Annotated in this window: 27 protein-coding genes; 10 read left to right on the top strand and 17 right to left on the bottom strand. The window is 73.8% G+C overall.

Annotated features, from left to right (window positions below):
- The first annotated feature begins 242 nt into the window (after positions 1–242).
- Both HUN58_RS01400 and HUN58_RS01395 read left to right on the top strand, forming a co-directional pair.
- Positions 243–1,163: an ABC transporter ATP-binding protein gene (locus tag HUN58_RS01400; RefSeq protein WP_180224730.1), complete on the top strand. Its 921-nt coding sequence runs from the start codon at positions 243–245 to the stop codon at positions 1,161–1,163.
- The gene (locus HUN58_RS01395; protein ID WP_141862733.1) at positions 1,160–2,023 is read left to right on the top strand and encodes an ABC transporter permease; all 864 of its coding nucleotides are present in this window, start codon (positions 1,160–1,162) and stop codon (positions 2,021–2,023) included. Before HUN58_RS01400 ends, HUN58_RS01395 begins: the two co-directional genes overlap by 4 nt.
- 154 nt (positions 2,024–2,177) lie before the next feature.
- Here HUN58_RS01395 and HUN58_RS01390 read toward each other — a convergent pair whose 3' ends face one another.
- Complete coding sequence (locus tag HUN58_RS01390) at positions 2,178–2,519, bottom strand: hypothetical protein (protein WP_058740839.1); 342 nt, start codon at positions 2,517–2,519, stop codon at positions 2,178–2,180.
- 205 nt (positions 2,520–2,724) lie between these two features.
- On the opposite strand from HUN58_RS01390, the gene HUN58_RS01385 reads away from it, so the two are divergent.
- Both HUN58_RS01385 and HUN58_RS01380 read left to right on the top strand, forming a co-directional pair.
- Entirely contained in the window at positions 2,725–3,330 is a 606-nt protein-coding gene (locus tag HUN58_RS01385) for an LppP/LprE family lipoprotein (protein WP_180224731.1), read from the top strand.
- An 81-nt stretch (positions 3,331–3,411) separates the two neighbouring features.
- Positions 3,412–4,461 carry a YeiH family protein gene (locus HUN58_RS01380; protein ID WP_217488570.1) on the top strand — a complete coding sequence of 350 codons (1,050 nt, stop codon included), beginning with the start codon at positions 3,412–3,414 and terminating at the stop codon, positions 4,459–4,461.
- A gap of 167 nt (positions 4,462–4,628) precedes the next feature.
- On the opposite strand, the gene HUN58_RS01375 is transcribed toward HUN58_RS01380, so the two are convergent.
- The 5 genes from HUN58_RS01375 to HUN58_RS01355 form a co-directional block, all read right to left on the bottom strand.
- Positions 4,629–5,705, bottom strand: coding sequence for an ABC transporter permease (locus tag HUN58_RS01375; RefSeq protein WP_180224733.1), 1,077 nt, complete (start codon positions 5,703–5,705; stop codon positions 4,629–4,631).
- Positions 5,702–6,583: an ABC transporter ATP-binding protein gene (locus HUN58_RS01370; protein WP_141862728.1), complete on the bottom strand. Its 882-nt coding sequence runs from the start codon at positions 6,581–6,583 to the stop codon at positions 5,702–5,704. The genes HUN58_RS01375 and HUN58_RS01370 overlap by 4 nt, the downstream gene beginning before the upstream one ends.
- Positions 6,584–6,712: 129 nt before the next feature.
- The gene (locus HUN58_RS01365; protein WP_114851346.1) at positions 6,713–7,444 is read right to left on the bottom strand and encodes a response regulator transcription factor; all 732 of its coding nucleotides are present in this window, start codon (positions 7,442–7,444) and stop codon (positions 6,713–6,715) included.
- Entirely contained in the window at positions 7,426–8,700 is a 1,275-nt protein-coding gene (locus HUN58_RS01360; RefSeq protein ID WP_254631591.1) for a sensor histidine kinase, read from the bottom strand. Before HUN58_RS01360 ends, HUN58_RS01365 begins: the two co-directional genes overlap by 19 nt.
- A gap of 31 nt (positions 8,701–8,731) precedes the next feature.
- Entirely contained in the window at positions 8,732–9,391 is a 660-nt protein-coding gene (locus tag HUN58_RS01355) for a hypothetical protein (RefSeq protein WP_180224734.1), read from the bottom strand.
- 126 nt (positions 9,392–9,517) lie between these two features.
- On the opposite strand from HUN58_RS01355, the gene HUN58_RS01350 reads away from it, so the two are divergent.
- Positions 9,518–9,856 carry a YciI family protein gene (locus HUN58_RS01350; protein WP_180224735.1) on the top strand — a complete coding sequence of 113 codons (339 nt, stop codon included), beginning with the start codon at positions 9,518–9,520 and terminating at the stop codon, positions 9,854–9,856.
- A 7-nt stretch (positions 9,857–9,863) separates the two neighbouring features.
- Here the strand turns inward: HUN58_RS01350 and HUN58_RS01345 are convergent, their stop codons facing one another.
- On the bottom strand, positions 9,864–11,045 hold the full coding sequence (locus HUN58_RS01345; RefSeq protein ID WP_208745311.1) for an MFS transporter: 1,182 nt from the start codon (positions 11,043–11,045) through the stop codon (positions 9,864–9,866).
- A gap of 29 nt (positions 11,046–11,074) precedes the next feature.
- Here HUN58_RS01345 and HUN58_RS01340 point away from each other — a divergent pair, with 29 nt between their 5' ends.
- Positions 11,075–11,623, top strand: a complete 549-nt coding sequence (locus HUN58_RS01340) for a TetR/AcrR family transcriptional regulator (RefSeq protein ID WP_254631663.1) — start codon at positions 11,075–11,077, stop codon at positions 11,621–11,623.
- Between the two features lie 141 nt (positions 11,624–11,764).
- On the opposite strand, the gene HUN58_RS01335 is transcribed toward HUN58_RS01340, so the two are convergent.
- The 4 genes from HUN58_RS01335 to HUN58_RS01320 form a co-directional block, all read right to left on the bottom strand.
- A complete protein-coding gene (locus HUN58_RS01335; protein ID WP_180224738.1) occupies positions 11,765–12,436 on the bottom strand; it encodes a peroxiredoxin-like family protein in 672 nt (223 codons plus the stop codon).
- 126 nt (positions 12,437–12,562) lie between these two features.
- Complete coding sequence (locus tag HUN58_RS01330; protein WP_180224739.1) at positions 12,563–13,150, bottom strand: hypothetical protein; 588 nt, start codon at positions 13,148–13,150, stop codon at positions 12,563–12,565.
- 83 nt (positions 13,151–13,233) lie between these two features.
- Positions 13,234–15,057 (bottom strand): alpha/beta hydrolase, encoded by a 1,824-nt coding sequence (locus HUN58_RS01325; RefSeq protein WP_180224740.1) that lies wholly within the window; start codon positions 15,055–15,057, stop codon positions 13,234–13,236.
- A 268-nt stretch (positions 15,058–15,325) separates the two neighbouring features.
- Complete coding sequence (locus HUN58_RS01320) at positions 15,326–15,787, bottom strand: RimK/LysX family protein (protein WP_180224741.1); 462 nt, start codon at positions 15,785–15,787, stop codon at positions 15,326–15,328.
- Between the two features lie 70 nt (positions 15,788–15,857).
- Here HUN58_RS01320 and rimK point away from each other — a divergent pair, with 70 nt between their 5' ends.
- The 4 genes from rimK to HUN58_RS01300 all read left to right on the top strand — a co-directional run bounded on the left by rimK (position 15,858) and on the right by HUN58_RS01300 (position 21,888).
- Entirely contained in the window at positions 15,858–17,036 is a 1,179-nt protein-coding gene (gene rimK, locus HUN58_RS01315) for a 30S ribosomal protein S6--L-glutamate ligase (RefSeq protein ID WP_058740865.1), read from the top strand.
- Positions 17,037–17,141: 105 nt separating this feature from the next.
- Positions 17,142–18,176, top strand: a complete 1,035-nt coding sequence (locus tag HUN58_RS01310) for a 3-oxoacyl-ACP synthase III (RefSeq protein ID WP_180226123.1) — start codon at positions 17,142–17,144, stop codon at positions 18,174–18,176.
- On the top strand, positions 18,173–20,926 hold the full coding sequence (locus tag HUN58_RS01305; RefSeq protein WP_254631590.1) for an alpha/beta fold hydrolase: 2,754 nt from the start codon (positions 18,173–18,175) through the stop codon (positions 20,924–20,926). Before HUN58_RS01310 ends, HUN58_RS01305 begins: the two co-directional genes overlap by 4 nt.
- Entirely contained in the window at positions 20,923–21,888 is a 966-nt protein-coding gene (locus HUN58_RS01300; protein ID WP_180224742.1) for an NAD(P)-dependent oxidoreductase, read from the top strand. Before HUN58_RS01305 ends, HUN58_RS01300 begins: the two co-directional genes overlap by 4 nt.
- A 160-nt stretch (positions 21,889–22,048) precedes the next feature.
- Here HUN58_RS01300 and HUN58_RS01295 read toward each other — a convergent pair whose 3' ends face one another.
- From HUN58_RS01295 to HUN58_RS01270, 6 genes are all read right to left on the bottom strand, one after another.
- Positions 22,049–22,471 (bottom strand): MFS transporter permease, encoded by a 423-nt coding sequence (locus HUN58_RS01295; RefSeq protein WP_114851334.1) that lies wholly within the window; start codon positions 22,469–22,471, stop codon positions 22,049–22,051.
- Positions 22,468–23,637 (bottom strand): Asp23/Gls24 family envelope stress response protein, encoded by a 1,170-nt coding sequence (locus tag HUN58_RS01290; protein ID WP_180224743.1) that lies wholly within the window; start codon positions 23,635–23,637, stop codon positions 22,468–22,470. Before HUN58_RS01290 ends, HUN58_RS01295 begins: the two co-directional genes overlap by 4 nt.
- Positions 23,638–23,698: 61 nt before the next feature.
- Positions 23,699–23,872: a CsbD family protein gene (locus HUN58_RS01285; RefSeq protein WP_114851332.1), complete on the bottom strand. Its 174-nt coding sequence runs from the start codon at positions 23,870–23,872 to the stop codon at positions 23,699–23,701.
- A gap of 74 nt (positions 23,873–23,946) precedes the next feature.
- Positions 23,947–24,510, bottom strand: a complete 564-nt coding sequence (locus HUN58_RS01280) for a hypothetical protein (protein WP_141862709.1) — start codon at positions 24,508–24,510, stop codon at positions 23,947–23,949.
- Positions 24,507–25,085 carry a DUF6286 domain-containing protein gene (locus HUN58_RS01275; RefSeq protein WP_141862707.1) on the bottom strand — a complete coding sequence of 193 codons (579 nt, stop codon included), beginning with the start codon at positions 25,083–25,085 and terminating at the stop codon, positions 24,507–24,509. Before HUN58_RS01275 ends, HUN58_RS01280 begins: the two co-directional genes overlap by 4 nt.
- Positions 25,086–25,097: 12 nt before the next feature.
- Positions 25,098–25,437 (bottom strand): hypothetical protein (locus tag HUN58_RS01270; protein ID WP_217488569.1); only part of this gene is annotated, 340 nt, incomplete at its 5' end.

The raw sequence follows: 25,437 nt of genomic DNA, 5'->3' as shown, positions 1-25,437 counted from the left end.
CGGAGGTGTTCGTCGGTGCCCGGTCCCTTCCGCTCGGGGAAGGCGCACCGTCGTACAGGGGTTTCGGAGTCCCTGTGTAGACGGTTTGGGTCGACTTGCCAGCGATTGTCCATCCTGCGCTGCACAGTGCGACCGATCGCCCCCGAGCTGGGGGAGGCGGGACGGGTCATCCCGGGGGATGATGCCCGGTCTCCCCCCTGCGGGGGACGCGTCGGCCGCCGGTGCGGCAATAGCGTGACGACGTGATCGAGATCGAGCATCTTTCCAAGCGGTACGGCGCCAAGCTCGCCGTCGACGACATCTCGTTCGTCGTGCGGCCCGGCAGCGTGACGGGCTTCCTCGGCCCGAACGGCGCCGGCAAGTCCACGACGATGCGGATGATCATGGGCCTCGACGAGCCCACGGCGGGACGCGCGACGGTGAACGGTCGCCCGTACACCTCGTTCCGCGATCCGCTCCGGCAGGTCGGGGCGCTGCTCGAGGCGAAGGCCGTGCACTCCGGTCGCAGCGCCTACAACCACCTGCTGTCCCTCGCGGCGACGCACGGCATCCCGAAGTCCCGGGTGCACGAGGTCATCGAGCTCACCGGGCTCGAGTCCGTCGCGAAGAAGCGCGTCGGTGGGTTCTCGCTCGGGATGGGGCAGCGCCTCGGCATCGCGACGGCACTCATCGGCGACCCGAAGACCCTGATCCTGGACGAGCCGGTCAACGGCCTCGACCCGGACGGCGTGGTGTGGGTCCGCCAGCTCGCCCGGCGCCTCGCCGCCGACGGTCGCACGGTCTTCCTGTCGAGTCACCTCATGAGCGAGATGGCGCAGACCGCCGACCGCGTGGTCGTGCTCGGCCGCGGCCGCGTGCTCGCCGACGCCCCGATCGCCGAGTTCGTCGCCGGGGGATCCGCCGGCGGCGCCGCACGGACACTCGTGCGCACCCCGCAGCCCGACCAGCTCTTCCGCGCGCTCGGCTCCGCCGCGTCCGGGATCACCCAGCGCGAGGACGGCGCCTTCGAGGTCGTCGGCCCGGACGCGCAGCACATCGGCACCGTCGCGGCGCAGACCGGTTCGGTGCTCCACGAACTCACCCCGATGGGTGCGAGCCTCGAGGAGGCGTACATGGCCCTCACGAGGGACGACGTCGAGTACCGGGCGGAGGCCACCCGATGAGCGCCGCGACGACGACGGCGCCCGGCAAGGTCGGCCTCGGCTTCCCGCGCCTGGTCCGCAGCGAGTGGATCAAGTTCCGCAGCATCCGGTCGACGATCTGGTGCTTCGCGATCCTCGTCGCCCTGACGATCGGCCTCGCCGCGCTCCTCGGGGCGCTCGTCGAGCAGCCCGAGGGTGCCGGGACGGTCCCGCAGGCCGTGGCCAACGCGCAGATCGTCATGATCAACACCGTCGGGGTCGGGTTCTCCGCCCTCGTGGTCGCGGTGCTCGGTGTGCTCATCATCACCGGCGAGTACACGACCGGGCAGATCCGCTCGACGTTCACGGCCGACCCGGGGCGACTCGGCGCGGTCTTCGCGAAGGTCGCGGTGCTCGCCGTCGCGACGTTCCTGGTGAGCGCCGTCGCGACGTGGATCGGCGTCGCGATCTCGGTCCCGCTCCAGGCGGCGAAGGGCGTGCAGGCCGACCTGGCGGACCCGGCGGTGTTCCTGCCGATCCTCGGGTCCTCGGTCTACGTGACGCTCCTGGCCGTCCTCGCGTTCGGCATCGGGCTGCTCGTCCGGTCGAGCGCCGGCGGCATCGCGATCACGCTCGGGCTCATGCTCGTCGTGCCGATCATCCTGCAGCTCGTCGGCGGACTGCTCGGCGTGCAGTGGGTGCTCGACTCGATGCAGTTCCTGCCCGAGCAGGCCGGTCGACAGCTGTACGCCTACGAGTCGTCCGGCGCGACGACCGCGGCGCCCGGCACGACGACCGAGGGCCTCGTCCTGAACGGCTGGGGCGGCTTCGGGATCCTCGCGGCGTGGGTCGTCGCCGTCGGTGCCGTCGCAGTGTCGGTCACCAAGTCGCGCGACGTCTGAGACGCGACCGGAGACGGACTGGAGGCGCGGTGCCAGCTGGCACCGTCCTCCCTCGCAGGCTCGGTCGGCGCGCCCCGCGCAAGGCTTCGCCTTGCCACAGAGCGGGGCGCGCCCGTCCGTCTCGTGGTCGCATCGGACGCGACCGTCCCCGCGGTCAGGACCGACGCGGGAACAGCGCCTGCAGGGCGCGCGCCAGCAGGCCCGGCCGCACCTGCGGCGCGACGACCTGCACGGCACGCGTCGGCGTGCGGAACGCCAGGTCGTGCAGCATGTTGCGCTTCGACCCGTCCCAGTTCGCGAACAGGTATGAGCCGCCGATGAACGACATGCTCCGGACCGGGGTGCGCTTCCAGGAGTCGGCGCGCACGTAGTACCCGGCGTGGCCGGCGTGGATGTGGTCGATGACGGTGTCGACGTCGATGACACCGGTCGTGGTGACGACGGCGGTGATGCCCGTCTTGTCGCGGGCGACGTACTCGATGAGGTGTTCGGTCACGGCGTGCTCTTCGGTCTGCTCGACTCGCGGGACCCGTTCGCACGACCCCTGGGTGTCGGGGCACGGCGTCTGCGGGAACGGCGAGCGAGGGCGCTGCTGGATGACTGGAACCGCCGTTGCTTCCGGCGTCGATGGTACGCCCCTGCACCGATGCACAGCCGGTCGAGCCGCACAACGCAGCGGCCGGAGGAGCAGGCTGGACCACATGCGCCACACCAGCACCACCCGTACCGCCGGAGGGCTCCTGCTCGCCGCGACCACGATCGCGCTCCTCGCCGGGTGCTCCGGCGGCGGGACGCCGACGCCGACCGCCACCCGGACGGTGACGGCGACGCCCTCGTCCTCGGCGTCCGCGACACCGGTCGACGGCACGGCAGCGACGCCCTCGGCGACCGCGACGTGCGGACCGTCGGACGGTGCCGCGGCGGCCGCGGGCCCGATCGCCGACCTGGCGCTGCCCGCGGGTCTGGAGTCGGCCCGGTGGGACGCGTCCCGTGCCGACACGTCGCAGTACGACGGGTGCGCGGCGCTCTCGGCCGTCACGGTCTCGGTGGCGGACGCGACCGCGAGCTCGCCCGTGGCCGTGCTGCTCTTCCACGACGGCACGTACCTCGGCACCGCGACGAAGCTGCAGTACCCGTTCGTCCCCGACGTCAGCCGCCCGTCGGCCGACGCCGTCCGGGTCGTCTACCACTTCCCGCAGGGGCAGGACAGCAACGCGGACCCGACCGGCCGCGCGACGGCGACCTACACGTGGGACGCTGCGGCGGGCCGGGTGGTCATGACGGGCGACGTGCCCCCGACACCCTGACGGTCGGCGCCGGCGGGCAGCGACCGGGTCGCGGCCGCGCCGCGCCGCGGCGCGCCCCCGGGTGGTGGGATGCTGGTCCGCATGCCCTCCCGTCAGACGGTCGCCGCCGCCCTGCCCGGCCTCGCCGCCGCCCTGGTGATCGGCATCGTCGCGACCCTGGTCGGCCGGCTCGTCCCGGTCGTCGGCGGTCCGGTCCCCGCGGTCGTCCTCGGCGCGCTGGTCGGTGCCGTCCTGCGACGGCGACGCGGTGCGGGTGACCTCGGCCCCGTGCAGCCCGGCGTCAAGTTCGCCTCGAGCCGGGTCCTGCAGGCCGCCGTCGTCCTGCTCGGCGCGCAGCTCTCGATCGGCGAGGTCGTCCGCATCGGCGGCGAGACCCTTCCCGTGATGCTCACCACCCTCGTCGTGTGCCTGGTGGCCGCGTGGGGTCTGGGCCGGTTGATCCGGGTCTCGAGCGCGCTCCGCACACTCATCGGCGTCGGGACCGGCATCTGCGGCGCCTCGGCGATCGCCGCCGTCACCCCCGTCATCGGTGCCGCCAGCGCCGAGGTCGCCTACGCCGTCTCGACGATCTTCCTCTGCAACATCGCGGCCGTCTTCGTCTTCCCCGTCGTCGGGCACGCCCTCGGACTCTCGCAGCACGCGTTCGGCGTCTTCGCCGGGACCGCGGTGAACGACACGTCCTCGGTCGTCGCGACCGCGACGATCTACGGTCGCCAGGCGACCGACACGGCGGTCGTCGTGAAGCTGGTCCGGACGCTCATGATCATCCCGATCGTGGTCGGGCTGGCCGGCCTGGAGGCACGCCGCACCGCCCGCACCGACCTCGCCCCCGCCTCGGGGCCGGACCGGGCCGGGGGCGTCCGCGTGCTGCGGCTGGTGCCGTGGTTCCTGGTCGGGTTCCTCGTGGTCGTGCTCCTGCGCACCGTCGGGGTGCTCCCGTCGGCGGCCGCCCCGGGGTTCAGCACCGTCGCGACGTTCCTCATCACGGTGGCGCTCGGCGCGATCGGGGTCTCGACGGACTTCGGCGCACTGCGTCGCGCCGGGTTCCGGCCGATGCTGCTCGGGATCGCGCTCTGGGTGCTCGTCGCGGGGACGAGCCTGGGGGTGCAGGCGGTCCTCGGCCAGCTCTGAGCTGGCGCAGGCGCGTCCGCGCCGCCGTCGGTGGAGCAGGAAACGTCGAGTGGCGCGAGGCAACCCGACGTCGTCTGCTCCATGGACGCGCCCCGCGCGCCCGCGACCGCACGACGGAGGGGAGGCACGGTGCCAGCTGGCACCGTCCTCCCGTCCGACCCGCGGCGTCAGCCGCGCAGCGCCTCCGTGAGCTTCACGCGACCGCCCGTCCGGAGCAGCGCGTTCTCGTAGACGCGGGCCCCCACGAGGACGACCACCACCACCGAGACGGCGACCACGAGCAGCGACAGGACCGGCTCCCACCACTCGGCCGTCCCGAGGAAGATCCGCATGGGCATGCCGATCGGCGCGCTGAACGGCACGTAGGACATGATCCCGACGACGGTGGGGTCGTCCGCGGCCACCACGATCAGGATGTACGGGATCATCACGAGCATCATCACCGGCATGGTGACGCTGCCGACGTCCTCCTGGCGCGAGACCAGCACGGCCGAGGCGGCGAACATCGCGGCGATGAGCACGAAGCCGACCGCGAAGAAGGCGACGAACCACAGCACGCTCGGTCCGAGCATCGAGAACATGTTGTCCTGGCCGGTGACCGCGAGGGCGACGGCGGCGGCGATCGCCACCGCGACGATCTGCGCGAGGGCCATCACGCTGTTGCCGAGCACCTTGCCGGCCAGCAGCGCCCGCGCCGGGATCGCCGCCATCAGGATCTCGACCACGCGGGTCGACTTCTCCTCGACCACGCTCTGCGTGATCGACGAGCCGAACGTCACCGCCGAGGCGAAGAACACCACGCCGAACATGATCCCGATGAGCGAGACGAGCCCGGCGGGCAGTGCGGCCGGGTCGAGCAGCTCCACCCGTGGCGTCTCGCTCAGCGCGGTCACGACACCGGTCGGGGCGTCGTCGAGGGCGACCACCGAGTAGCCGAGCGCGTCGTCCGCGGGCACGATCGCCGCGTCGACGTCGCCGCTGCGCACCAGCCGCTCGGCCTGGGCGACGGAGCTGGTCGGCGTGACGTCGAGGCCCGCCGTGGACGGCAGCGAGACGCCGTCGACCACGGCGACCGGGGTGGTGTCGTCGGCGGTGGCCTTGCCGACGACGCCGCCGATCACGATCGAGGCGACGACCGCCACGAGCAGGATCGCGGCGGAGACGATGAACGCCTTGCTGCGGATGCGTGCCTGGATCTCGCGGACGGTGACGAGCTGCACCGCGCCGAGGAAGGAGCCGTTCACCGGACCACCTCGCGGAAGACCTCGCTGAGACGGGGGACCCGCGGCGCGAACGACCCGACGGTGCCGTGCTGCACGGCCCGCTGGAGCACGGCCTGCGCGGTGGCGTCGTCCGCCTCGAACACGGCGTAGCCGCCGTCGAACTCGCGGACCGTGACGCCGGGCTCGGTGCGGAGCCACGCCAGGTCCCCGTCGACCAGGAGCTCCCACGCCGCCGGGCCGGCCGCACGGCGCAGGTCCTCCTGCGGTCCTGCGGCGCGGATGGTACCGTCGGCGATCACGACGACGTCGTCGCACAGGCGCTCGACGACGTCGAGCTGGTGGCTCGAGAACAGCACCGGCACGCCGCGGGCAGCGGTCTCGCGGAGCACCCCGAGGACGGTGTCGACGGCCATCGGGTCGAGGCCGGAGAACGGCTCGTCGAGCACGAGGACCTCCGGGTCGTGCGCGAGCGCCGCGGCGACCTGGACCCGCTGCTGGTTGCCGAGCGAGAGCTTCTCGACGGCGTCGTCGGCGTGCTGGGTCAGGTCGAGCCGCTCGAGCAGCGCGGCCGTGCGCTCCGCCGCGGTGCGCTTGTCGACCCCGTGCAGCCGCGCCAGGTACGTGACCTGCTCGGCCACCGGCATCTTCGGGTAGAGCCCGCGTTCCTCGGGCATGTACCCGAAGCGGCGCCGGTCGGCCGGACCGACGGTCGTGCCGTCGATCGACACCGTGCCGGCGTCCGCCTGGAGCACGCCGAGCAGGATCCGCATGGTGGTCGTCTTGCCGGCGCCGTTGCCGCCGACGAACCCCGTCAGTCGGCCGCTGCCGACCGTGAACCCCACGTCGTGGAGTACCCGGCGGTCGCCGAAGTGCTTCGTGACGCCTGCGATGGTGAGCATCGTCGTTCCCCTTCCGTCGACGGTCCTCGCCGACGGCTCGACGCTACGGGCCAGGAGGCGCGGGGCACCTCCGGCGGGAGACGGGACTTCCCGACGTGGCTGCTCCACCGCACGGGGGAGCAGGGGGCGTCAGCTCGAGGCGGTGATGCCGCGCTCGAACGCCCACACGACCGCCTGGATCCGGTCGCGGACGCCGGTCTTCTGGAGCACGTTCGACACGTGGGTCTTCACGGTGGCCTCGCCGACGTAGAGCGTCCGGGCGATCTCGGCGTTGCTCAGGCCACGGGCGAGCAGGCGCAGCACCTCGGTCTCGCGCTCGGTCAGGCCGACCGCGGCGATCGCGGCGGCGCCGGTGTCGGTCGCGCGGTCGCTTCTGGTGCCGGTGGCCGGCGTTCGTACTGGGTCGGGGGCGTGCGCGGCAGCCGCGGTCGTCGCGGTTGCCCGGCTGATCACCCGGCGCGTGACGTCGGGGTCGAGGAGCGCGTCCCCGGCCGCCACCGTGCGGACCGCGTCGATCAGCCGCTCGGGGGAGGCGTTCTTGAGCAGGAACCCGCTCGCCCCGGCCTCGAGCGCCGCGAACAGCGCCCCGTCGTCGTCGAAGGTGGTCAGGACGAGGACGGCCGGCGGGTCCGGGAGCGCGGCGATCCGCCGGGCCGCCTCGAGCCCGTCGACGCCCGGCATCTGCACGTCCAGGCAGACGACGTCCGGACGCAGCGCGAGGACGGCGTCGACCGCGGCCGCTCCGTCCGGGGCCTCGCCGACCACGCGGAAGCCCGGCTCGGACTCCAGGATGACGCGGAAGCCCGCGCGGACCAGGTCCTGGTCGTCCGCGAGCACGATCGTCAGGTCGTCGGTAGCCATGCCCGCACCAGGTACCCTCCCCGAGCCCGCGGCCCGATCTCCACGCGGCCGCCGACCGCCGCGACGCGCTCGCGCATCCCGACGTGCCCCAGGCCGCTCCCCGTCGCCCGGCGGACCGCGCGCTCGCCGTGTCCGTCGTCGGCCACCTCGACCTCGATGCCGTCGTCGAGGTACCGGAGCCGCACGTCCGCACGTGCCGTCGGACCCGCGTGCTTGAGGACGTTCGTCACGGCCTCCTGGGCGATGCGGAAGGCGACGGCGCCCACGGTCGGCGGGACGGGACGTTCGTCGCCGACCACGACCAGGTCCGCGGCGTGACCGGCCGTCCGGACCGCGTCGACCAGCTCGGGCAGTCGTCCGAGTCCGGCGGTGCTCGGTGCGGTGTCCGGTCGGTCCGACAGTCGGCCGGTGTCGTCGGCGCGCAGGGTCCCGAGCATCCGACGGAGTTCCTCGACCGCCGTGCGCGCGCTGTCCTCGACGACCCCGAGCGACGCCGTCGCCTGGGCCGGGTCGCGGTCGACCACGCGCCGTGCCGCACCCGCCTGCACGCCCATGAGCGAGACGTGGTGGGCGACGACGTCGTGCAGTTCGCGGGCGATCCGGACGCGCTCCAGCGTGACCGCCTGCGCCGCCGTCCGCTCCCGCTCGGCCGCGAGCTCCGCCGTGCGCTCGTCGAGCTCGTGCTTCGCGACGGCCGATGCCCAGGCCCGGTTGCCGGCGTACCAGGCGCCACCGAAGTAGATGACGTTGATCAGGATGTTGAGCAGCGAGTACGCCACGTAGGGCGCGATGATCGCGTCCCGGTCGTTCGGCAGCGCGTTCGGGACCGCCCACCCGAACGAGATCGCGAGGAACAGCCACACGAACATGCCGACGATGACGACCCACCGCACGACCTCGGCCCGCACCCGGTCCGAGCACCACGCCCCGACCGTGTACAAGGCGATGAACAGCGTGAAGTTGACGAGGAAGACCTCGGGCACGTGGAGCAGCTGCGTCGCGGCGAACGCCAGGGCCGACCAGACCGCGACGGTCATCGGCCAGCGGCGGCGCAACGCGATCGGGACCGTGTTGGCGAGGATCATCAGCCCGGAGACCCACCACGCGGCCTGGTCGTCCTCGTAGAAGCCGGACGCGCTGTACAGCGTCGTCGTCACGACCATCCCTGCGGCCAGGACCACCGCGAGCAGGGCGTCCCTCCGGTGCTCGCGCGGACCGACCGGCAGCCGTGCCCAGTCCGCCGTCATCCGCCCCATGCGGACCACGGTAGCGGCACGGACTCGCCGCTCACCAGTCGCCGAGCGTCTGCCCCACGAGCAGTGCGGCGAAGACCAGGGTGGCGATCGCGATCACCACCCACGCTGCGGCGGAGCCCCACCGCCGTTCGACGAGCCGCGACCGCACCTGCACCGCCGATGCCGCCGCGACACCCGTGATCGCGGCGAAGCCCGCCCAGTGCGACGGCAGCACGAGCGACGGGAGCAGCTCGCCCACCACCCGCAGGACGAAGGCCAGGGCGGTCAGCCCACCGGCCACGAGGAACAGCGACTCGGCCAGGTCCGGCGAGGTCCGAGCACGCACGGGAACGTCCATGGTCTTGCGGTACCGGTCGACCTCGGGCAGCAGCTCGACGACCTCGGCCGGCAGGTCACCCTCGCCGGGGAGCACCAGGAACCTCCGCAGGTCCGGCCGTGCGACGCCCGACGACGCCAGCAGGCGGGCAGCCCGGTCCCGCTCGACGGCCGTCGCGACCCCCGGGAGGCCGATGGCCCAGCGCCCGGCCTGGTCCGGGTGTCCCATCGACCGGTACCGCTCGACGAGCGCGAGGCGCCGCGCGGTGTCCTCCGGCGCCGCCTCGACCATCCGACGGAGCAGCAGGAGCGCGTCCCGGCGGTCGCCGTCGGCCCAGAGCCGGTCGGCGTCCTCGGTGGTCGGGTCGACGTGCACGCGACCATCATCCGGTCTCGGCGGTTCCGGTGACGACGTGCTGGCGTCCCGGCGGGTGCAGGCGTACCGTCCCGGACGACGGCGTGGTCGACGAGGACGGCGCCGCACCGAGCAGGGGAGTACGCCGTGCAGTTCCTTCTCAACGTCATCGACGACGGACAGTCCCAGGTCGCCGGGCGCACCGCGTCCGCCACGCAGACCGAGTCCGACGCCGTCGACCGGTTCAACGCGGGACTCGGCGACGCCGTGGTGTTCGCCGCCGGGGTGTCCGCGCCCGCGGACGCCACCGTCGTCGACGGCCGCGGCGGGCAGGAGTCGCGCACCTCCGGTCCGGCGTCGAACACCCCCGGCTACGTCGCGGGCTTCTGGGTGCTGGAGCTGGCGGACGCCGAGACCGCGTTGCGTACCGCGACCGAGGCCTCCGTGGCGTGCAACCGACGGATCGAGCTCCGGCCGATCCTCTGACCCGCGGTCAGGCGACCCGCGCCGCACGCCGCCGCCGCGCCAGGGGCAGGGCAGCGGCCAGGAGCACGACCACCGCGGCGGCCGTGCACGTCGCGCCGGTGCCGAGCAGCCCGACGAACGAGCCCGCCACGGCGGCGCCGACCGCCTGCCCGGCGACGAGCAGCACGAAGAGCATCGAGGTGCCGGCCGCCGCGTGTGCGGCGTCGACCTCGGTGGTCCAGGCGATGAGCGCCCCGGTCGCCGCCGTGTAGCCCCACCCGAACACCGCGCAGGCGACCAGCACCACGGGCGCGACGCCGGGTACCGTGCCGATCGCGAGCACCGCGGCGGCGGCGGCCACGGCGGTGATCGCCCACTGCCGCCCGGCGGTCAGCCCGGACGTCCACCGCGCGGTGACGGTGACCGCGGCGCCGCCGAGCCCGATCGCGACCCAGGCGACGATCGTCACCGCCACCGGTAGACCCGCGTCGACGAGGGCCGCCCGACCGAAGGTCCAGACGACGGCGGACCCGGCGCCGAACGCCAGGGCGGCGACGACCGGGACGCGGTGCGCGACGACCCAGCGTCGATCGGGCCACCGGCCGGCCGACGTCCCGCTGCTCGGGTTCTCCGTCGCCGGTCGTCCGCTGGGACGCCCTGCCGCGAGCAGCGTCGCCGCGCCGACCAGCAGGGTCACGGCCCCGGCCGCCGTCCATGCGGCACGCCACTCCGGCAGCAGCAGCAGCGCGAGCAGACCCGCGACCACGAGTCCCGGACCGGTCCCGGCGTTCACCACCGCCTGCGCCCGCGACCGGCCCTCGGCCGCGACCCGTTCGCGCACGAGCTGCACGAGTGCGGGGGAGGCCAGCCCCGCACCGGTCGACGCCACGACCGCGGCGGCGCCGAACACGAGCGCGGTCGGCGCTGCCGCCATCACGACCGCGCCGAGACCCGCGGCCAGGGTGGCCGCGGCGACGAGTCGGCGCGCGGAGCGTCCGGCGGACACGAACCCGACGAGGGCACCGACGCAGTAGAGGACGGACGCACCGGAGGACACGGCGCCGCCGACCGCCGCACCGAACCCGAGGTCGCGCTGCACGTCCGGCAGGTACAACCCGAGGGCCAGTCGGACGAGGCCGTAGGTCGCGGCGATGGTCCCCAACCCGGTCGCCACCAGGATCCGGTCGGATGACGAAAACGATCGTTTCACTTCTGCGATCGTAGGCTGGCTCCGTGGTCATGCGTCCAGGCACCGAGCAGCGCGTGCTCGACGCCGCCGAGGAGCTCTTCTTCTCGCGGGGCATCGCCGCGACTCCGATCGACGTGGTCCTCGAGCGCGCACACGTGTCGTCCGCGACCCTGTACCGCGGGTGGTCGAGCAAGGAAGCCCTGGTCGCCGCCGCTCTCGACCGCCGTCACGACGACTGGGTCGCCACCTGGGACCGTGCGGTCGACCGGGCGCGGGACGACCGCGGGCGGCTCCTCGCGGTCTTCGACGCCCTCGACGACTACCGCGCGACACCGGCAGGGTCACGCTGGTGCGCGTTCCTCGGCACGGCCGCCGAGTACGTGGACGCCCCGGCCGACGTGCGCGCCGTGCTCGACCGCGAGACCGACACGCTGCGTCGACGGTTGACCGAGACGGCCCGCCCCCTCGTCGGCGGACGGGCGTCGGCGCTCGCCGAGCAGCTCCTGCTCGTGGTGTCCGGGTCCCTGGCGATGCGCCTCCGAGATCCGGCGGCCGGGACGGTGACGGCGCGCGCGGTCGCCGACGCACTCCTGCCCTGACGCGGGCCGGGCCGTGACGCGGGTCCGGCGCGGACGCGCGGCCGGACCGTACTGGACGCGCGGTGCGGGTGACGCGCGCTGGTCACCCGCACCGCGCCTCCAGTCCCTCACCGCCGCGTCGACGGCGGGACGGTCGCCGGATCAGTGCGTGCGGGCGACCAGGCCGTCGACGGCGGCGAGTACCTCGGCGACCTCGGTGCGCGTCGTGTAGTCGACGTGCACGTCCGCGAAGCGGACGACCCCCGAGTCGTCGAGGACGAAGACCGAGGGGAACGGGACGGCCGCGGTGTCGTCCGCGTTGCTGTCGGCGACGTCGAAGCCGAGTTGCGTGTGCGCCGCCCGCGCGGCTGCGCTCGGTTCCGTGACGATGCCGAACCGCCCCGCGAGGACGTTCTCCGGGTCCGTGAGCACCGGGAACGCGAGCTCGCCGTTCGCGATGGACTGCTCCGCGGCCTCCGGCGTCTGCGGCGAGACGGCGACGAGCTGCACGCCGCGCTCCTGCAGCGCCGGCAGGAGCTCCTGCTGGTACGTCCGGAGCGTGATGTTGCAGTAGGGGCACCAGGCACCCCGGTAGAAGACGAGGACGGTCGGGGTGTCCCCACGCACCGCCTGCAGCGAGGTCGTCTCGCCGGTCGGGGTGACGAGCGGCCCGTCGGGCGCAGCGTCACCCGCCGCGACGACACCGTCGGGCACACCGGCGCTCCGCAGGTCGCGCTGCTCGCCGTCGAAGACCGCGGACAGCTCCGGGCCGATCTGGGCCGTGAAGCCCTCGTTGAACTCGTCCACCTGGCGGGCGATGGTCTGGTCGGTCACGGGATGCTCCTCGGGTCGGGCGGGGCGGAACTGCGGCGTCGGTGCCGGTGCGTGGAGCGTAGGCACGGGCGGTCGTCGCCGGCACCGGCTGCGTCACGGGAGGTCACGGAGCGTGCTCGGCTCTGCTCAGATCTTCGGGGGGTTGATGATCGGGTCGTCCCAGTCCGGGAACGGCGGGTACTCGCCCGGCAGGGACTCGTCTGGGTAGTCGCCGTCGCTGCGGCCGCCGACCGCTTCCATGAGCGCGAGGTCGTCGTTGGTCCAGAAGAGTTCGCTGTACACGGTCAGGGAGTACCTGCCGTTGGATTGGACGACGTACTCGATCTGCCAGCCGTCGTCGGTCTTGGCCCAGGTGTCGTGGTCACGGCCGGGGTGGCCCTCGCGGTGTCGCCAGCCCTGTTCGTCGAAGTAGTCGACCATCGGCTGCAGGTCCCGCGCATCACCCGTGGCTCCCGGGGGCTCCCAGATCCGATCGGTCCGCAGGTCGTAGCTGTTGAGCGTGTCTGCGCCCGGGAGCGGCTCGAGGCCGTCGCCACCGATGCCCGGCACACGGTCCCCGCCGATCCAGTCCCAGGGGCCGTGGTTGACCGACCGTTGTGCGCCCGCCAGCAGCTCTTGCATGTGCTCGTAGTGCTGGCGGTACGCCTCGAACTCCTCGTGCAGGGACATCGTCGCGACGTCTTCCTGGGTCAGCCCGGCAGCGTCAGTCGGCATGGGTCCTCCTCGGTTCGTGCAGCCCGTCAGGGTTCCGACGAGCAGGGCGGCGGTCAGCAGGGCGCAGAGTGATCTGGCGCGATTCATCGAGGGGCTCCCGTGGCGATGATCGAGGCGATGTTCTGCTGCGCGGTCGCGTCCGGACTCAGGTAGCCGACTTGGCCGTCCCTCTCGGGGAACATGTCGTGGCCGGTGACGGCCAGCGTGCCCGCGGCCGCTTCGGAGCTGAACACCTGGACGCCCGGAACGTCCCGGGGGTCGGTCCGGCCGATGCGCCCCCAGATCGCGGTGTGGTCCGCTTCACCCTCCGTCGCGAACACGTGGCGGGCGCGCAGGTGTTCTGGCTTGGTCGCCTCCGTGAAGCCCACCGACCCGTACGTGACGAAGGTGTCGACCGGGTACCGCACCTGCTCGAGTGCCTCGGCAGCGGTCGTCGAGCCGTACGAGTGGCCGAGGACCGACAGAGAACGAGGTGTGGTCCCTCGACTGTCGTGGATCCCGTCCAGGAAGGACGCGAGCGTCGCGCCGCCGGCCGCGGCGCGCTGCTGGGCGGGCACTTCGGCGAAGGCCGGCGCGCGGTACCCGGACCCGGAGACGACTGCGAAGGAGTCCGTTCCGCTCTTTCTGGCAGCCGCCCTCAGGAGCGCGGACGCCGCCCGGACCTTCTGGCCGCTGCTGTCGAGGGTCGTGGTGGCGCCGGGCACGTTGACCGTCAGGTTCGTCGCGGTGTCGAGGTTGCCGACCGAGATCGCTGCGACCGGCGCACCGTTCGCCACGCCGAAGCCGACGAGCTGGGCGACGGTGTCCGATGGTGTGTCCAGGTCCGCCGCGAGTTGGTCGGCCTGCCGCAACCCCGCCGCCAGAGCCTGCACCTGCTCGGTGAAGTCCTCGAGGCTCACCGCGCCGTACGTGTACGCCAGCCCGAACACCCGGTAGAGCCGGCCGGGATCCCGGAGCGCTGCCGCGAGCACCGCACGCGAGACGACGTCTCGCGACGCCGCCGGGATTCCGTCCAGGGCCGCCACCCGGATCTGGGTCGTCAGCGGGAGCGCCCGGAGGTCGTCGGCGGTGAACCCCAGCGCCCGCCACCGCTCGGCGACCTGCGCCGGGGTCAGTGACGGATCGAGCAGCCGCTCCACCGCGTGCGGCAGCGTCGAGCTCCCGGCGGCATCGAGCACGGCGTCCGCGAGCGTCCCACCGCCGGCCGCTGCGAACGCGTCCGCGATCCGCTCGGCCCAGCCCGCGTCTTCCTCGTTCTCCGCCAGGAGCTCGCCGAACCCGAGCGGCAGGGTCGCGACGTCGATCGGGACCCACCCGCACCGGCTCGTGAACCCAGACCAGGCGTTCCGCACGCGCACGAGGTCCTGCTCCATCGCGCCGTCGAGCGCCCGGGTCGTGGCAGCGAACCGCCGGAGGTGCTCCGGGTCGGCGCTGCTCCGACCGCCCGAGTGCCCCGCGGTCCGGGCGCGACGCCGGGGACGGAACGCGGCGGACACCGGCGTCGGACGGACCGGCGCATCGGACGGCTCGGGGTCGAGCACCGCGGCACCTGCGTCTAGCACGGGTTCCCACACGGCGCCGACGCCCACCAATGCGCGTTCGCGGTCCGCCGTCCGCGCGCGCCAGGCAGCGTGAGCAGCGAGCCGGCGCCGTTCCTGGTCCGCTTGGTGCCGCACGATCCGCACCTGGTCGGCCAGGTCGTCGAGGGCCGCGGCGAGCCGCACCCGGTCGCCGGACTCGATCACCCGAGCAGCCTCGAAACACCTCGCGTACCCGCCCGCGAAGTCGCGGAGCGCGGCTTCCGCCGCCCCGCGGCGCGGCAGCGCGCTCCCGCGGAGCGCCAGCGCGGTCTCCGTCGCGCACGCGACGAGCCGTGCTGCCGCGGCCTCGTCGAACTCGATCCCCATCGCCCACCCCCATCGCCATCGGGCAATGTGTGGAACGTAGCATTTCACAAGAGAGGGAGCCAAACATGTTCATTCCCGACGGGAGGCACGGGGCGGGCCTGCCCCGTGCCTCCCGTCGGTCAGCGGCGCACGCTGGTGCGCTCCGCACAGCGTTGCGCACCCCGCACCACGGATCGACGTGGCGCGGCGTGCTTCCGGTGGTGCGGAAGCGGGCCGCGCGCGCGCCCGCGCCGCGCGCAGGCCGCGCGCAGCGCAGCGCCCGCGCGCCTCAGGCGCGACCGCGGTTGCGGCGCCGGATCTCCTTCGGGGCACGCCCGGCGGTGAACGACCGCGCGGGGTCGACGAGGAACGCCTGCCGGAGCGCCTGGCGCCCCACGAGCATCCGGAAGCCCATCTGGTCGCGGTTGCTCAGCGTGACCTCGGCGTCGACCGTGACCCCGGCGAGGGCGATCGGCGTGAGCACGACGATGCGCTCCTGGGTGTGGCCCGTCGAGCTGCGGACGATGCGGCGGTCGTGCACGGCGCACTCGTAGGTGACGGCGTCGGCGTCGGAGTCCTGCCACGGGTGCACCGAGAAGCGCACGCGGTCCCCGGCGAGCTCCTCGAGGTCGAACGCGTGCAGCGCCGAGCTGCGGGCGCCGGTGTCGAGCTTCACCTTGATCCAGGGCAGCTCCAGGGCGGGCAGGGCAGCCCACTCACGCCATCCTGCGATCGTCGGGTTCCGGGCCATGCGCCCATCCTGTCGCATGCTTTGATTGAGCGTCGCCGTCGACGTCCTCGAACCCCCGTGGAGCACCCCGATGAAACTCGCCATCCTGTCGCGCGCCCCGCACGCGTACTCGACGCAGCGCCTGCGTGCCGCGGCGATCGACCGCGGGCACGACGTCAAGGTGCTGAACACCCTGCGGTTCGCGATCGACCTGACCGCCGACGAGCCCGACCTGCTCTACCGCGGCCGGCTCCTCAGCGACTACGACGCCGTGCTGCCCCGGATCGGGAACTCGATCACGTACTACGGCACCGCGGTCGTGCGGCAGTTCGAGCAGATGGACGTGTACACGCCGAACACCGCCACGGGCATCACGAACTCGCGCGACAAGCTCCGGGCGAACCAGATCCTGTCGCGCCACCACATCGGCATGCCCGCGACGACGTTCGTGAACAGCCGCGCGGACGTCCGCGGCGCGATCGACCGGGTCGGCGGCGCGCCCGTGGTGATCAAGCTGCTCGAGGGCACGCAGGGCATCGGCGTGATCCTGGCGCCGGAGGCCAAGGTCGCCGAGTCGATCGTCGAGACGCTGCACTCGACGAAGCAGAACGTCCTCATCCAGTCGTTCATCTCGGAGAGCCGCGGCCGGGACATCCGCGCGCTCGTCGTCGGCGACCGCGTGGTGGCCGCGATGCGACGGAGCGCGAGCGGGGACGAGTTCCGCTCGAACGTGCACCGGGGCGGGACCGTCGAGAAGGTCACGCTGTCGCCGGAGTACGAAGAGGCCGCGGTCCGCTCGGCCCAGATCATGGGACTCCGGGTCGCCGGCGTCGACATGCTCGAGGGCAACGAGGGACCGCTGGTGATGGAGGTCAACTCGTCGCCGGGCCTCGAGGGCATCGAGCGCGCGACCGGCCTCGACGTCGCCGGGGCGATCATCGACTTCATCGGCAACCAGGTCGCGTTCCCGGAGATCGACGTCCGCCAGCGCCTCAGCGTCTCGACCGGGTACGGCGTCGCCGAGCTGCTCGTGCACACGAACGCGGACCTGGTCGGCAAGACGATCAAGGAGTCCGGGCTGTGGGACCGGGACATCACCGTGCTGACGCTGCACCGCGGTGCGACCGTCATCCCGAACCCCCGCAGCGGCGTCGAACTGCAGGCGAGCGACCGCCTGCTGTGCTTCGGCAAGCTCGAGGAGATGCGCTCGATGATCCCCGACCGTCGTCGTCGTCGCAGCAAGGTGCGCAAGCTGCCGAAGGACGCCTGACCCTGCGTTCCGCGGAGACGGACCCCACACCCAGCCATGATGCGGAAGTATGAGCCGGTGACGATACTCGCTGACCGCCCCGTCGACCCCACCCCGAACGACGACGTGGAGAGCCCGGGCAACGCCACCGCCAAGCACCACAACGTGTCGCTGCTGTCGGTGGCGACCACGACGGCGGAGCGCGTCACGACCTCCGCCGACATCGAGGCACGCCTCCGTGGTGCCCTGCGCCGCCTGCGGCTGCCGATGGGCCTGCTCGAGCGCGTCGCCGGGGTCACCGAGCGCCGCAACTGGGGCGAGGGCCAGACGTTCCAGGACGCCGCGATCGACGCCGGCCGCCGTGCCATGGCCGAGGCGGGCATCCGCCCCGAGGACGTCGGGCTGCTCATCAACACCTCGGTGACGCGCCCGCACCTGGAGCCGAGCGTCGCCGTCCGCCTGCACCACGGGCTCGGACTGCCGTCGTCCGCGATCAACTTCGACATCGCGAACGCCTGCCTGGGCTTCGTCAACGCGATGAGCGTCGCCGCGGGCATGATCGACTCCGGCCAGATCAAGTACGCGCTGGTCGTGGACGGCGAGGACGCCGACCAGGTGCAGCTCAACACCATCGACCGCCTCAACCAGGGTGGTCGGAACCGCAAGGACTTCATGAGCGAGTTCGCGAGCCTGACCCTCGGGTCGGGTGCCGCGGCCGCCGTGCTCGGCCCGTCCGACGTGCACCCCGAGGGGCACCGGATCGTCGGCGGCGTCACCCGCGCGGCGACCCAGTGGTACGACCTGTGCGTCGGCAGCGTGGACGGCATGTTCACGGACGCGAAGATGCTGCTCAAGGGCGGCATGGAGCTCGTCGTCGCCGCCTGGAACGAGGCGCGTGCGCACTTCGACTGGGCCGACATGGACCGGTACGTGCTGCACCAGGTGTCCGACGTGCACACGAACGCCTTCGTCGAGGCGATCGGCATCCCGCGTGCCAAGGTCCCGACGACGTACCAGCGGTACGGCAACGTCGGCCCGGCGTCCATCCCGATCACCCTCGCCGACGAGGTCGCCCGCGGCGGCATCGCCCGCGGCGACCGGGTGTTCCTGGGCGGCGTGGGCTCCGGCATCAACACGGCGATGATGGAACTGCGCTGGTGAGGTCCGTCCTCCCGCGCGTCGCCGCCGCAGCGGCTCCGGCGACGCTCCCGCCGCCCCTGCCCGGACTCGACCCGGCCTGGTCGCGACTGGTCACCGTGCCGGGTGGCACGGACCGGCCTGGAGGACCGGATCGCCCCGCGCGGACGTGGCACCTCCTCGACACGGCGGGCTCCCTCGACGCCATCGGCGTCACCCCGGTCGGCACCGTCCTGTGCGTCCACGGGAACCCGACGTGGTCCTACCTGTGGCGCTCCGTGGTCACGCGGACCCTCGAGGTCGCCCGCGCCGGCGGTCCGGCCTGGCGCGTCGTCGCGGTGGACCAGCTCGACATGGGCTTCTCGGAGCGCACCGGCACGCTGCACCGGCTGGCCGACCGCGTCCGGGACCTCGGTGCCCTCACGGACACGCTCGGGCTGACCGGTCCCGTCGTCACCCTCGGACACGACTGGGGCGGCGTGGTGTCCCTCGGTTGGGCGGTCGACCACCCGGGTGCCGTCGTCGGCGTCATGACGTGCAACACCGCGGTGCACCAGCCCGACGACGCCCCGATCCCCGCGCCGCTCCGGCTCGCGCTCCGGCCACAGGTGCTCGGCCGCGGCACCGTCCTGACGCCCGCGTTCCTCGAGACCACCCTCGCGATCGCGCACCCACGGCTCGACCGTGCGACGGCGGACGCCTACCGGGCGCCCTACCGCGGCGCCGCACGGCGCGGGGGGATCGGCGGATTCGTCGCCGACATCCCGGTCGACGCGGCGCACCCGAGCGCGGTCGAGCTCGACCGCATCGCCGCCGGGGTCGCCGCGCTCGACGTCCCGGCCCTGGTGCTCTGGGGCCCTCGTGACCCGGTGTTCCTGGAGAGGTACCTCGACGACCTCACCGCGCGGCTGCCGCACGCCGACGTCCACCGCTTCGAGGGCGCCGGGCACCTGCTGCCCGACGACGCCGACGTGGCGGGCGCGGTGACCGACTGGCTCGGCGACCACCTGCCGGACGGAGGGCCGCGGGACGGAGCCGGCCCGCGCCTCCCGTCCGTCGATGCAGACCCCGCGGCGGACGCGGGCCGCCCGCTGTGGGCCGCACTCGACGACCAGCGCGCGTCCGACGGCCCCGCGCTCGTCGAGATGGCCGCACCCGGCGGCCCGCGCACGGTCTCCTGGCGTCTGCTCGCCCGGCGCGTCGACGAGATCGCGGTCGGGCTCGCCGACCTCGGCGTCCGGCACGGCGACCGCGTCTCGCTCCTCGTCACCCCGGGCGCCGACCTGACCGCAGTCCTGTACGCGTGCGTCCGGATCGGTGCCGTCGTCGTGGTCGCGGACGCCGGACTCGGCCTGCGCGGTCTGACCCGTGCGGTCCGCGGAGCGCGACCGGACTGGATCGTCGGCGCGCTGCCCGGTCTCGCCGCGTCGCGGGCGCTCGGCTGGCCCGGCCGTCGGATCGCGACCCTCGCGCTCCCCGCACCCGCTCGTCGGGCACTCCGCGTCGAGCACTCCCTGGCCGAGGTCGCACGTCGCGGCGCCCGCCTGCTCGCGTCGGGGCGGGCCCTGCCGGCCGAACCGTCCGCCGACGACCGGGCCGCCGTGCTCTTCACGTCCGGTTCGACCGGGCCGGCGAAGGGCGTCGTGTACACGCACCGGCAGCTCGGCGCCGTCCGGGACGTGCTCGCGGCGCAGTACGGCGTGGGCGTCGGGACCGGGCTCGTCGCCGGGTTCGCGCCGTTCGCGCTCCTCGGACCGGCGCTCGGCGCGCGCTCGGTGGCGCCGGACATGGACGTCACCGCGCCCCGGACGCTGACCGCGCGGGCGGTCGCGGACGCCGTGGCCGCGGTCGACGCGACGGTCGTGTTCCTGTCTCCGGCGGCGCTCGCGAACGTGGTCGACACCGCCGGTGCGCTGACCGACGCCGACCGGACCGTGCTCGCCGGGGTGCGCCTGTTCCTGTCCGCCGGGGCGCCGGTGTCCGCGACGCTGCTCGAGGCCGCCGCGCGCCTGATGCCGAACGCCTCCGCGCACACGCCCTACGGCATGACCGAGGGCCTGCTGATGACCGACGTCGACCTGGACGGCGTGCGCGGTGCCGCCGCCGGGAGCGGTTCGGGTGTCGCGGCAGGATCCGGTGTCGGGTCCGGGATCTGCGTCGGCGTCCCCGCGCCGGGCGTCCGGGTCCGGATCGCGCCGCTCGACGAGCACGGGGTGCCGACCGGCGCGCCGACGGACGATCCCGGGGTGACGGGCGAGGTCGTCGTCGCGGCGCCGCACGTGCGCGACCGGTACGACCGGCTCTGGCGCACCGACCGGGTCTCGCGCAACGGGGTCGACGACCCGCGCGGCCACCGCACCGGGGACGTCGGTCACCTGGACGCCGAGGGGCGCCTGTGGATCGAGGGGCGCCTGCAGCACGTCGTGACCACGCCCGCCGGCGTCGTCACACCGGTCGGACCCGAGCAGCGGATCGAGGGCGTCGACGGGGTCGGCCGTGCCGGGATCGCCGGCATCGGACCCGCCGGCACACAGCAGGTCGTCGCCGTCGTCGAGACCGTCCCGCCGGTCCGCCGACCGGGACCCGCGTCCGCCGACCTGTCCGCCGCCGTCCGTGCGGCCGCCGGGGTGCCCGTCGCCGCGGTGCTCGTCGTCCCGGTGCTGCCGACGGACGTCCGGCACAACTCGAAGGTCGACCGTGCCCGGCTGGCGCGCTGGGCGGCGGGGGTACTCGGCGGTGGTCGGGTGCGCGACCCGCGACGGACCCGCCCGTGAGGGTCCTGGTCACCGGCGCGAGCGGGTTCCTCGGCGCCGCGACCGCGAACGCCGTGCGGGACGCCGGACACACCGTGCGCACGCTGCAGCGCCGGCCGTCCGGGGTCGAGGGCGTGACGGACGTGCTCGGCTCCGTGACCGACACCGACACCGTCCGCGCGGCCGTGGCCGACGTCGACGCCGTCGTGCACCTCGCGGCGAAGGTGTCGCTCGCCGGTGACCCCGCGGACTTCGCACGCGTCAACGTCACGGGGACGCAGACCCTACTCGACGCGGCACGCGCGTCGGGAGTGCAGCGCTTCGTCGCCGTGTCGTCCCCGTCCGTGGCGCACACGGGCTCGTCGCTCGCCGGGGTCGGCGCGGGTCCGGCCGAGCCCGAGGCCGCCCGCGGGGACTACGCCCGGACGAAGGCCGCGGCCGAGCTCCTCGCGCTCGCGGCGGACGGCCCCGGGTTCGCGGTCGTCGCGGTCCGCCCGCACCTGGTCTGGGGGCCGGGGGACACCCAGCTCGTCGGACGGATCGTCGAGCGGGCCCGAGCCGGTCGGCTGCCGCTCCTCGACTCCGGGGCGGCGCTCATCGACACGCTCTACGTCGACAACGCAGCCTCGGCGATGGTCGCGGCGCTCGAGCACGCGGCCGACCCGGACGTGCACGGCAACGCGTACGTCGTGACGAACGGCGAACCGCGGCCGGTGGGGGAGCTGCTCGCCGGGATCTGCACGGCGTCGGGCGTCCCGGCACCGCGGTGGCACGTGCCCGCCGGGCTCGCGCGGGTCGCAGGTTCCGTCGTCGAGGCCGTGTGGCGGGTCCGACCGGGGGCGGACGAGCCGCCGATGACACGGTTCCTGGCAGAGCAGCTGTCGACCGCGCACTGGTTCGACCAGCGGCGGACCCGAGCGGACCTGCAGTGGGCGCCGACGGTGTCGATCGACGAGGGGCTCCGGCGGCTCGCCGGTCGTTGAGCCGCGGGCGTGTCCACGCGCACAGCGACACCTCACGCGCGTCGACGCGCGTGAGGTGTCGCTGAGGCCGTGGAGTGGCGGTCAGGCCGTGCCCGGCAGCACGGGGGAGCCGCGGCGAACCCGTGTTCGGGTCACGGGCTCGCCGCGGCGGTCAGGGAGGTCAGCCGGTGAAGCGCTGCCAGAGCTCGGTGACGATCGGCCACACGTCACCGGCACGGTCGGCCGAGGCGATCGCCACGGTGACGACCGGGTAGGCCGTCACCGCCAGGCTCACCAGCACGGCGAGCACGACGGCGAACACGGTCGTGACGGTGTGCCGTCGGGTGAGCCCGAGGACGACCAGGGCGAGGACGACCACCGCGCCGAGCAGGGTCACGAGGGTGACCCGCAGGAACGGGAAGGGCACGAGGCCCGCGGTCGTCGCGGTCACGCCCCCGAGGAACCCGACGAGCGGCAGGTACGCGCCGAGGGCGATCGCGAGCACCAGGACGATGCCGATCCCGGAGGTGATCCAGACGCCCCGCGGCCGGGGCCGGGGCGGACGGGACACACGGGCCCGCCGACCCGACCACACGGCGCTCATCGTCCGGCCTCGGCTCCGCCCGTGTCGGCGTCGTGGTCACGGCGGGTGTCGGCCTCGTCACGGACGACGTCGGCGGCGTGCTCGATGCGGTCGGCGGCGTCGTCGAGGGCATCGGCGACGCGCTCGTCGGTGCTCGCACCGGCGGCGTCGGACGCACCCGTGTCGACCTCGTGCTCGCCGCGGGCCGTGCCGGCACCCTCGCCGCGCACCGCGTCGGCCGCCGAGTCGGCGGCGTCGGACGCAGCGGCACCAGCGTCGGCCGCTGCGTCGGTCGCGGCGGCTGCGGCGCCGGAGGCCCGGTCGCGGACCTCCTCGGAGGCGGAGACGGCGGCGTCCTTCGCGGCACGCACCGCGTCCTTCGCGGCGTCGCCGGCCTCGGACGACTTCTCGGCCGCACGCTCGGCGGCGTCCGACGCGGTCGACCGGGCTGCGTCCACGGCGTCGGCAGTGCGCTCCCGTGCCGTGTCCGCGGCGTCGGCGATGCGGTCACCGGCGTCGGCGGCGGCATCACGGGCGCGGTCGGCGACGTCACCGGCGGCGTCCTTCGCCTTGACGGCGGCCTCGCGCGTGGCGTCGGCGGCGTCCTGTGCGACGTCCTTCGCCCGCTCGGCGACCTCGGCAGCGCCCTCGCGGACGTTCTCCGCGGCACCGGCGACGGCGTCCTTCGTGCGGTCCACGGCGTCGCCGACGGCGTCCTTCGTGCGGTCCACGGCGTCGCCGACGGCGTCCTTGGCCTTGTCGATCGCGGTGGGCTCGTCGTCGAACGGCCCGTGCACGTCGAGCACGCGGACGTCGACCGTGGTGGGCTGCCCGGCGCCGAGCTGCGAGACCGCGGCGGTCACCTGACGGCGGACCTCCTCGGCGACCTCGCGGACGGGCTGCGGGTACGTCACGACGAGCGACACGGTGACGTCGAGCGTCCCGTCGACCTCGTCGACCTGCACCCCCGGCGCCCCGGCGGAGCGCCCGAGCTGGGAGCGCACGCGGTCGGCTGCGCGCGCGACGAGTCCGCCCAGGTGGTGGACGCCCGGCACGCCGAGCGCCGTCTCCGCGGCGGTCCGCGCGGCGACCGCGAGGGGGCCGGCGTCCTCGGGGAGCGGAGTGGTGAGTCCGGACGGCAGGTCGACCTCGGTGATCTGCGTCCGGGCGTTCGGATCGTGCTGCATGGCTTCCTCCTCGAACAGGACGGCCGTCGCTCCCGTGACGGGAGCGACGGCCGTCGGCTGCTTACTTCTTGAAGACGTCCTTGATGTCCTCGCCGGTCTGCTTCGTGCTCGCGGCGGCCTGGTCCTTCTTGCCCTCGGCGACCTTGGAGTCGTCGTTGGTGGCGTTGCCGAAGGCCTCCTTCGCCTTGCCGGCGACGTCCTGAGCGGCGTTCTTGATCTTGTCGTCGAGTCCCATGGTGGGTTCCTTCCTGTGTGTGCGGGTGCGCCTTCCGGACGCCCCGGTGGTGGTGGTGCGCTGAGCGGATGGTCCTAGTGGACGCGGGTGGTCTTGGCCAGTGCGGTTCTGGTGCCGCCGGTGAGGTGGACCAGGACCGGGAGTTGCTGGCCGAGGGTGGTGTCCAACGTGTTGACGGCGTGGTCGACGGCGTCGAGGACGCTCACGGCGTCCCCGCCGCGGCGGACGTGGACCCGGATCCGGGCGGCGCGCTGCTGCTTGACCGTGTACGTGTCGACCTTCGCGGCGACGACGTCGTGGACGCCGTCGAGTTCGTGGTCGATGACGTCCCGCACGAGGGCGACGTTCACGGTGACCTGGTCGTCCCCGGTCTTCGTCCGGGCAGCGACACTGGTGCCGCCGCCGCCGCGGGTGAAGACCACGATCAGCGCCAGGACGATCACGACCGCGCACACGGCGGCGATGATCCACAGCGACGCCGCCGGGACGGTGACCTTGTCGGGCAGGGTCAGGGAGGGCTGGAGGGCGTCGCGGACGGGGGTGAGGACCCCGGCGCCGATGGTGACCCCGACGATGACCGCGACCAGGCCCAGCAGCAGCAGGATGATGCGGTTCAGGGTGCGGTTGGTGGTGGTCATGCCAGCGTTCCCTTCTGCTCCACGTGCACCTTCACGTGGGTGCCGTGCTTGCCGCCGAGCCGGCCGAGACGGTCCTGGACGGCTTGCTGGACGACGTGGGTGTCGACGGGGATACCGGACAGGGGCACCACCCGCACCTCGGTGCGGTGCCCACGTGCCGACGCGGATGCGTTGGACTCGGGGACGCCGGCGGCGAGGGCGGCCGCGTTCGCGGCGGTCGAGGCCAGGATCCTCGTGTCGATCACGACCGCGCCCCGGTCGTGGTCCACGACCGAGCGGGGCTGCCGGCCGGGCCCCAGGGCCAGGACGATCAGGACGATCCCGGCGATCACGAGGACGGCGGCGGTCACCTCGGCGATGGTCGTGAACGCGGCGTCGGGCTGCAGGGCGGCGTCGACGATGGTCTGCGGGTCGGCCAGCAGGGGGCGCTGGCCGATGGCCTTCAGGACCGCTTCGACACCGATCCACGCCGCGACCAGGGCGGTGACGATCAGGGTGATCGCGACCGCGGTGGACCGGGACCGGTGCACGCTCCGGCGGCGCAGGCGCCGCTCGAGCGAAGAAGTGCTGCTCATCAGTTCCTCCTGTTACCGGACCCGGTCCTCGTGCTCACGCACGATCCCGGTCAGTTCGATGTGGGCACTGCCCACCTGCCGCCCCGACAACTCCGACACCCGCGCCTTGATGGCATCGGCTGCCCGCGAGGCAGCGGACAGGATGTCCGGCTGCTCGCGGATCGGCCCCGTCACGTCGAGTGCGAGGCTGCCGGCGTGGTCGCCGACGTCGATGCGCAGTCGCTTGGCGGGGACGCCGAGGCGCTCCGCGGACGCGGCACGGGCGAGGGTCGTCAGGGCTCGGGCGGTGATCTCGACCCGGCCCGGGACGGCGCTCGTGTGGACGCCTTCCGGGCCGGCGTTCACCGGGAGC

Source organism: Curtobacterium sp. Csp1, from assembly GCF_013347185.1.
This window is presented reverse-complemented; position numbering and strand designations above follow the sequence as displayed.

Coding starts and splice junctions, on each gene's coding strand:
- HUN58_RS01395 (WP_141862733.1), top strand. CDS start 1,160: ATGAGCGCCGCGACGACGACGGCGCCCGGCAAGGTCGGCCTCGGCTTC.
- HUN58_RS01385 (WP_180224731.1), top strand. CDS start 2,725: ATGCGCCACACCAGCACCACCCGTACCGCCGGAGGGCTCCTGCTCGCC.
- HUN58_RS01380 (WP_217488570.1), top strand. CDS start 3,412: ATGCCCTCCCGTCAGACGGTCGCCGCCGCCCTGCCCGGCCTCGCCGCC.
- HUN58_RS01370 (WP_141862728.1), bottom strand. CDS start 6,583: ATGCTCACCATCGCAGGCGTCACGAAGCACTTCGGCGACCGCCGGGTA.
- HUN58_RS01365 (WP_114851346.1), bottom strand. CDS start 7,444: ATGGCTACCGACGACCTGACGATCGTGCTCGCGGACGACCAGGACCTG.
- HUN58_RS01360 (WP_254631591.1), bottom strand. CDS start 8,700: ATGGGGCGGATGACGGCGGACTGGGCACGGCTGCCGGTCGGTCCGCGC.
- HUN58_RS01340 (WP_254631663.1), top strand. CDS start 11,075: ATGCGTCCAGGCACCGAGCAGCGCGTGCTCGACGCCGCCGAGGAGCTC.
- HUN58_RS01330 (WP_180224739.1), bottom strand. CDS start 13,150: ATGCCGACTGACGCTGCCGGGCTGACCCAGGAAGACGTCGCGACGATG.
- HUN58_RS01325 (WP_180224740.1), bottom strand. CDS start 15,057: ATGGGGATCGAGTTCGACGAGGCCGCGGCAGCACGGCTCGTCGCGTGC.
- HUN58_RS01320 (WP_180224741.1), bottom strand. CDS start 15,787: ATGGCCCGGAACCCGACGATCGCAGGATGGCGTGAGTGGGCTGCCCTG.
- rimK (WP_058740865.1), top strand. CDS start 15,858: ATGAAACTCGCCATCCTGTCGCGCGCCCCGCACGCGTACTCGACGCAG.
- HUN58_RS01295 (WP_114851334.1), bottom strand. CDS start 22,471: ATGAGCGCCGTGTGGTCGGGTCGGCGGGCCCGTGTGTCCCGTCCGCCC.
- HUN58_RS01290 (WP_180224743.1), bottom strand. CDS start 23,637: ATGCAGCACGATCCGAACGCCCGGACGCAGATCACCGAGGTCGACCTG.
- HUN58_RS01285 (WP_114851332.1), bottom strand. CDS start 23,872: ATGGGACTCGACGACAAGATCAAGAACGCCGCTCAGGACGTCGCCGGC.
- HUN58_RS01280 (WP_141862709.1), bottom strand. CDS start 24,510: ATGACCACCACCAACCGCACCCTGAACCGCATCATCCTGCTGCTGCTG.
- HUN58_RS01275 (WP_141862707.1), bottom strand. CDS start 25,085: ATGAGCAGCACTTCTTCGCTCGAGCGGCGCCTGCGCCGCCGGAGCGTG.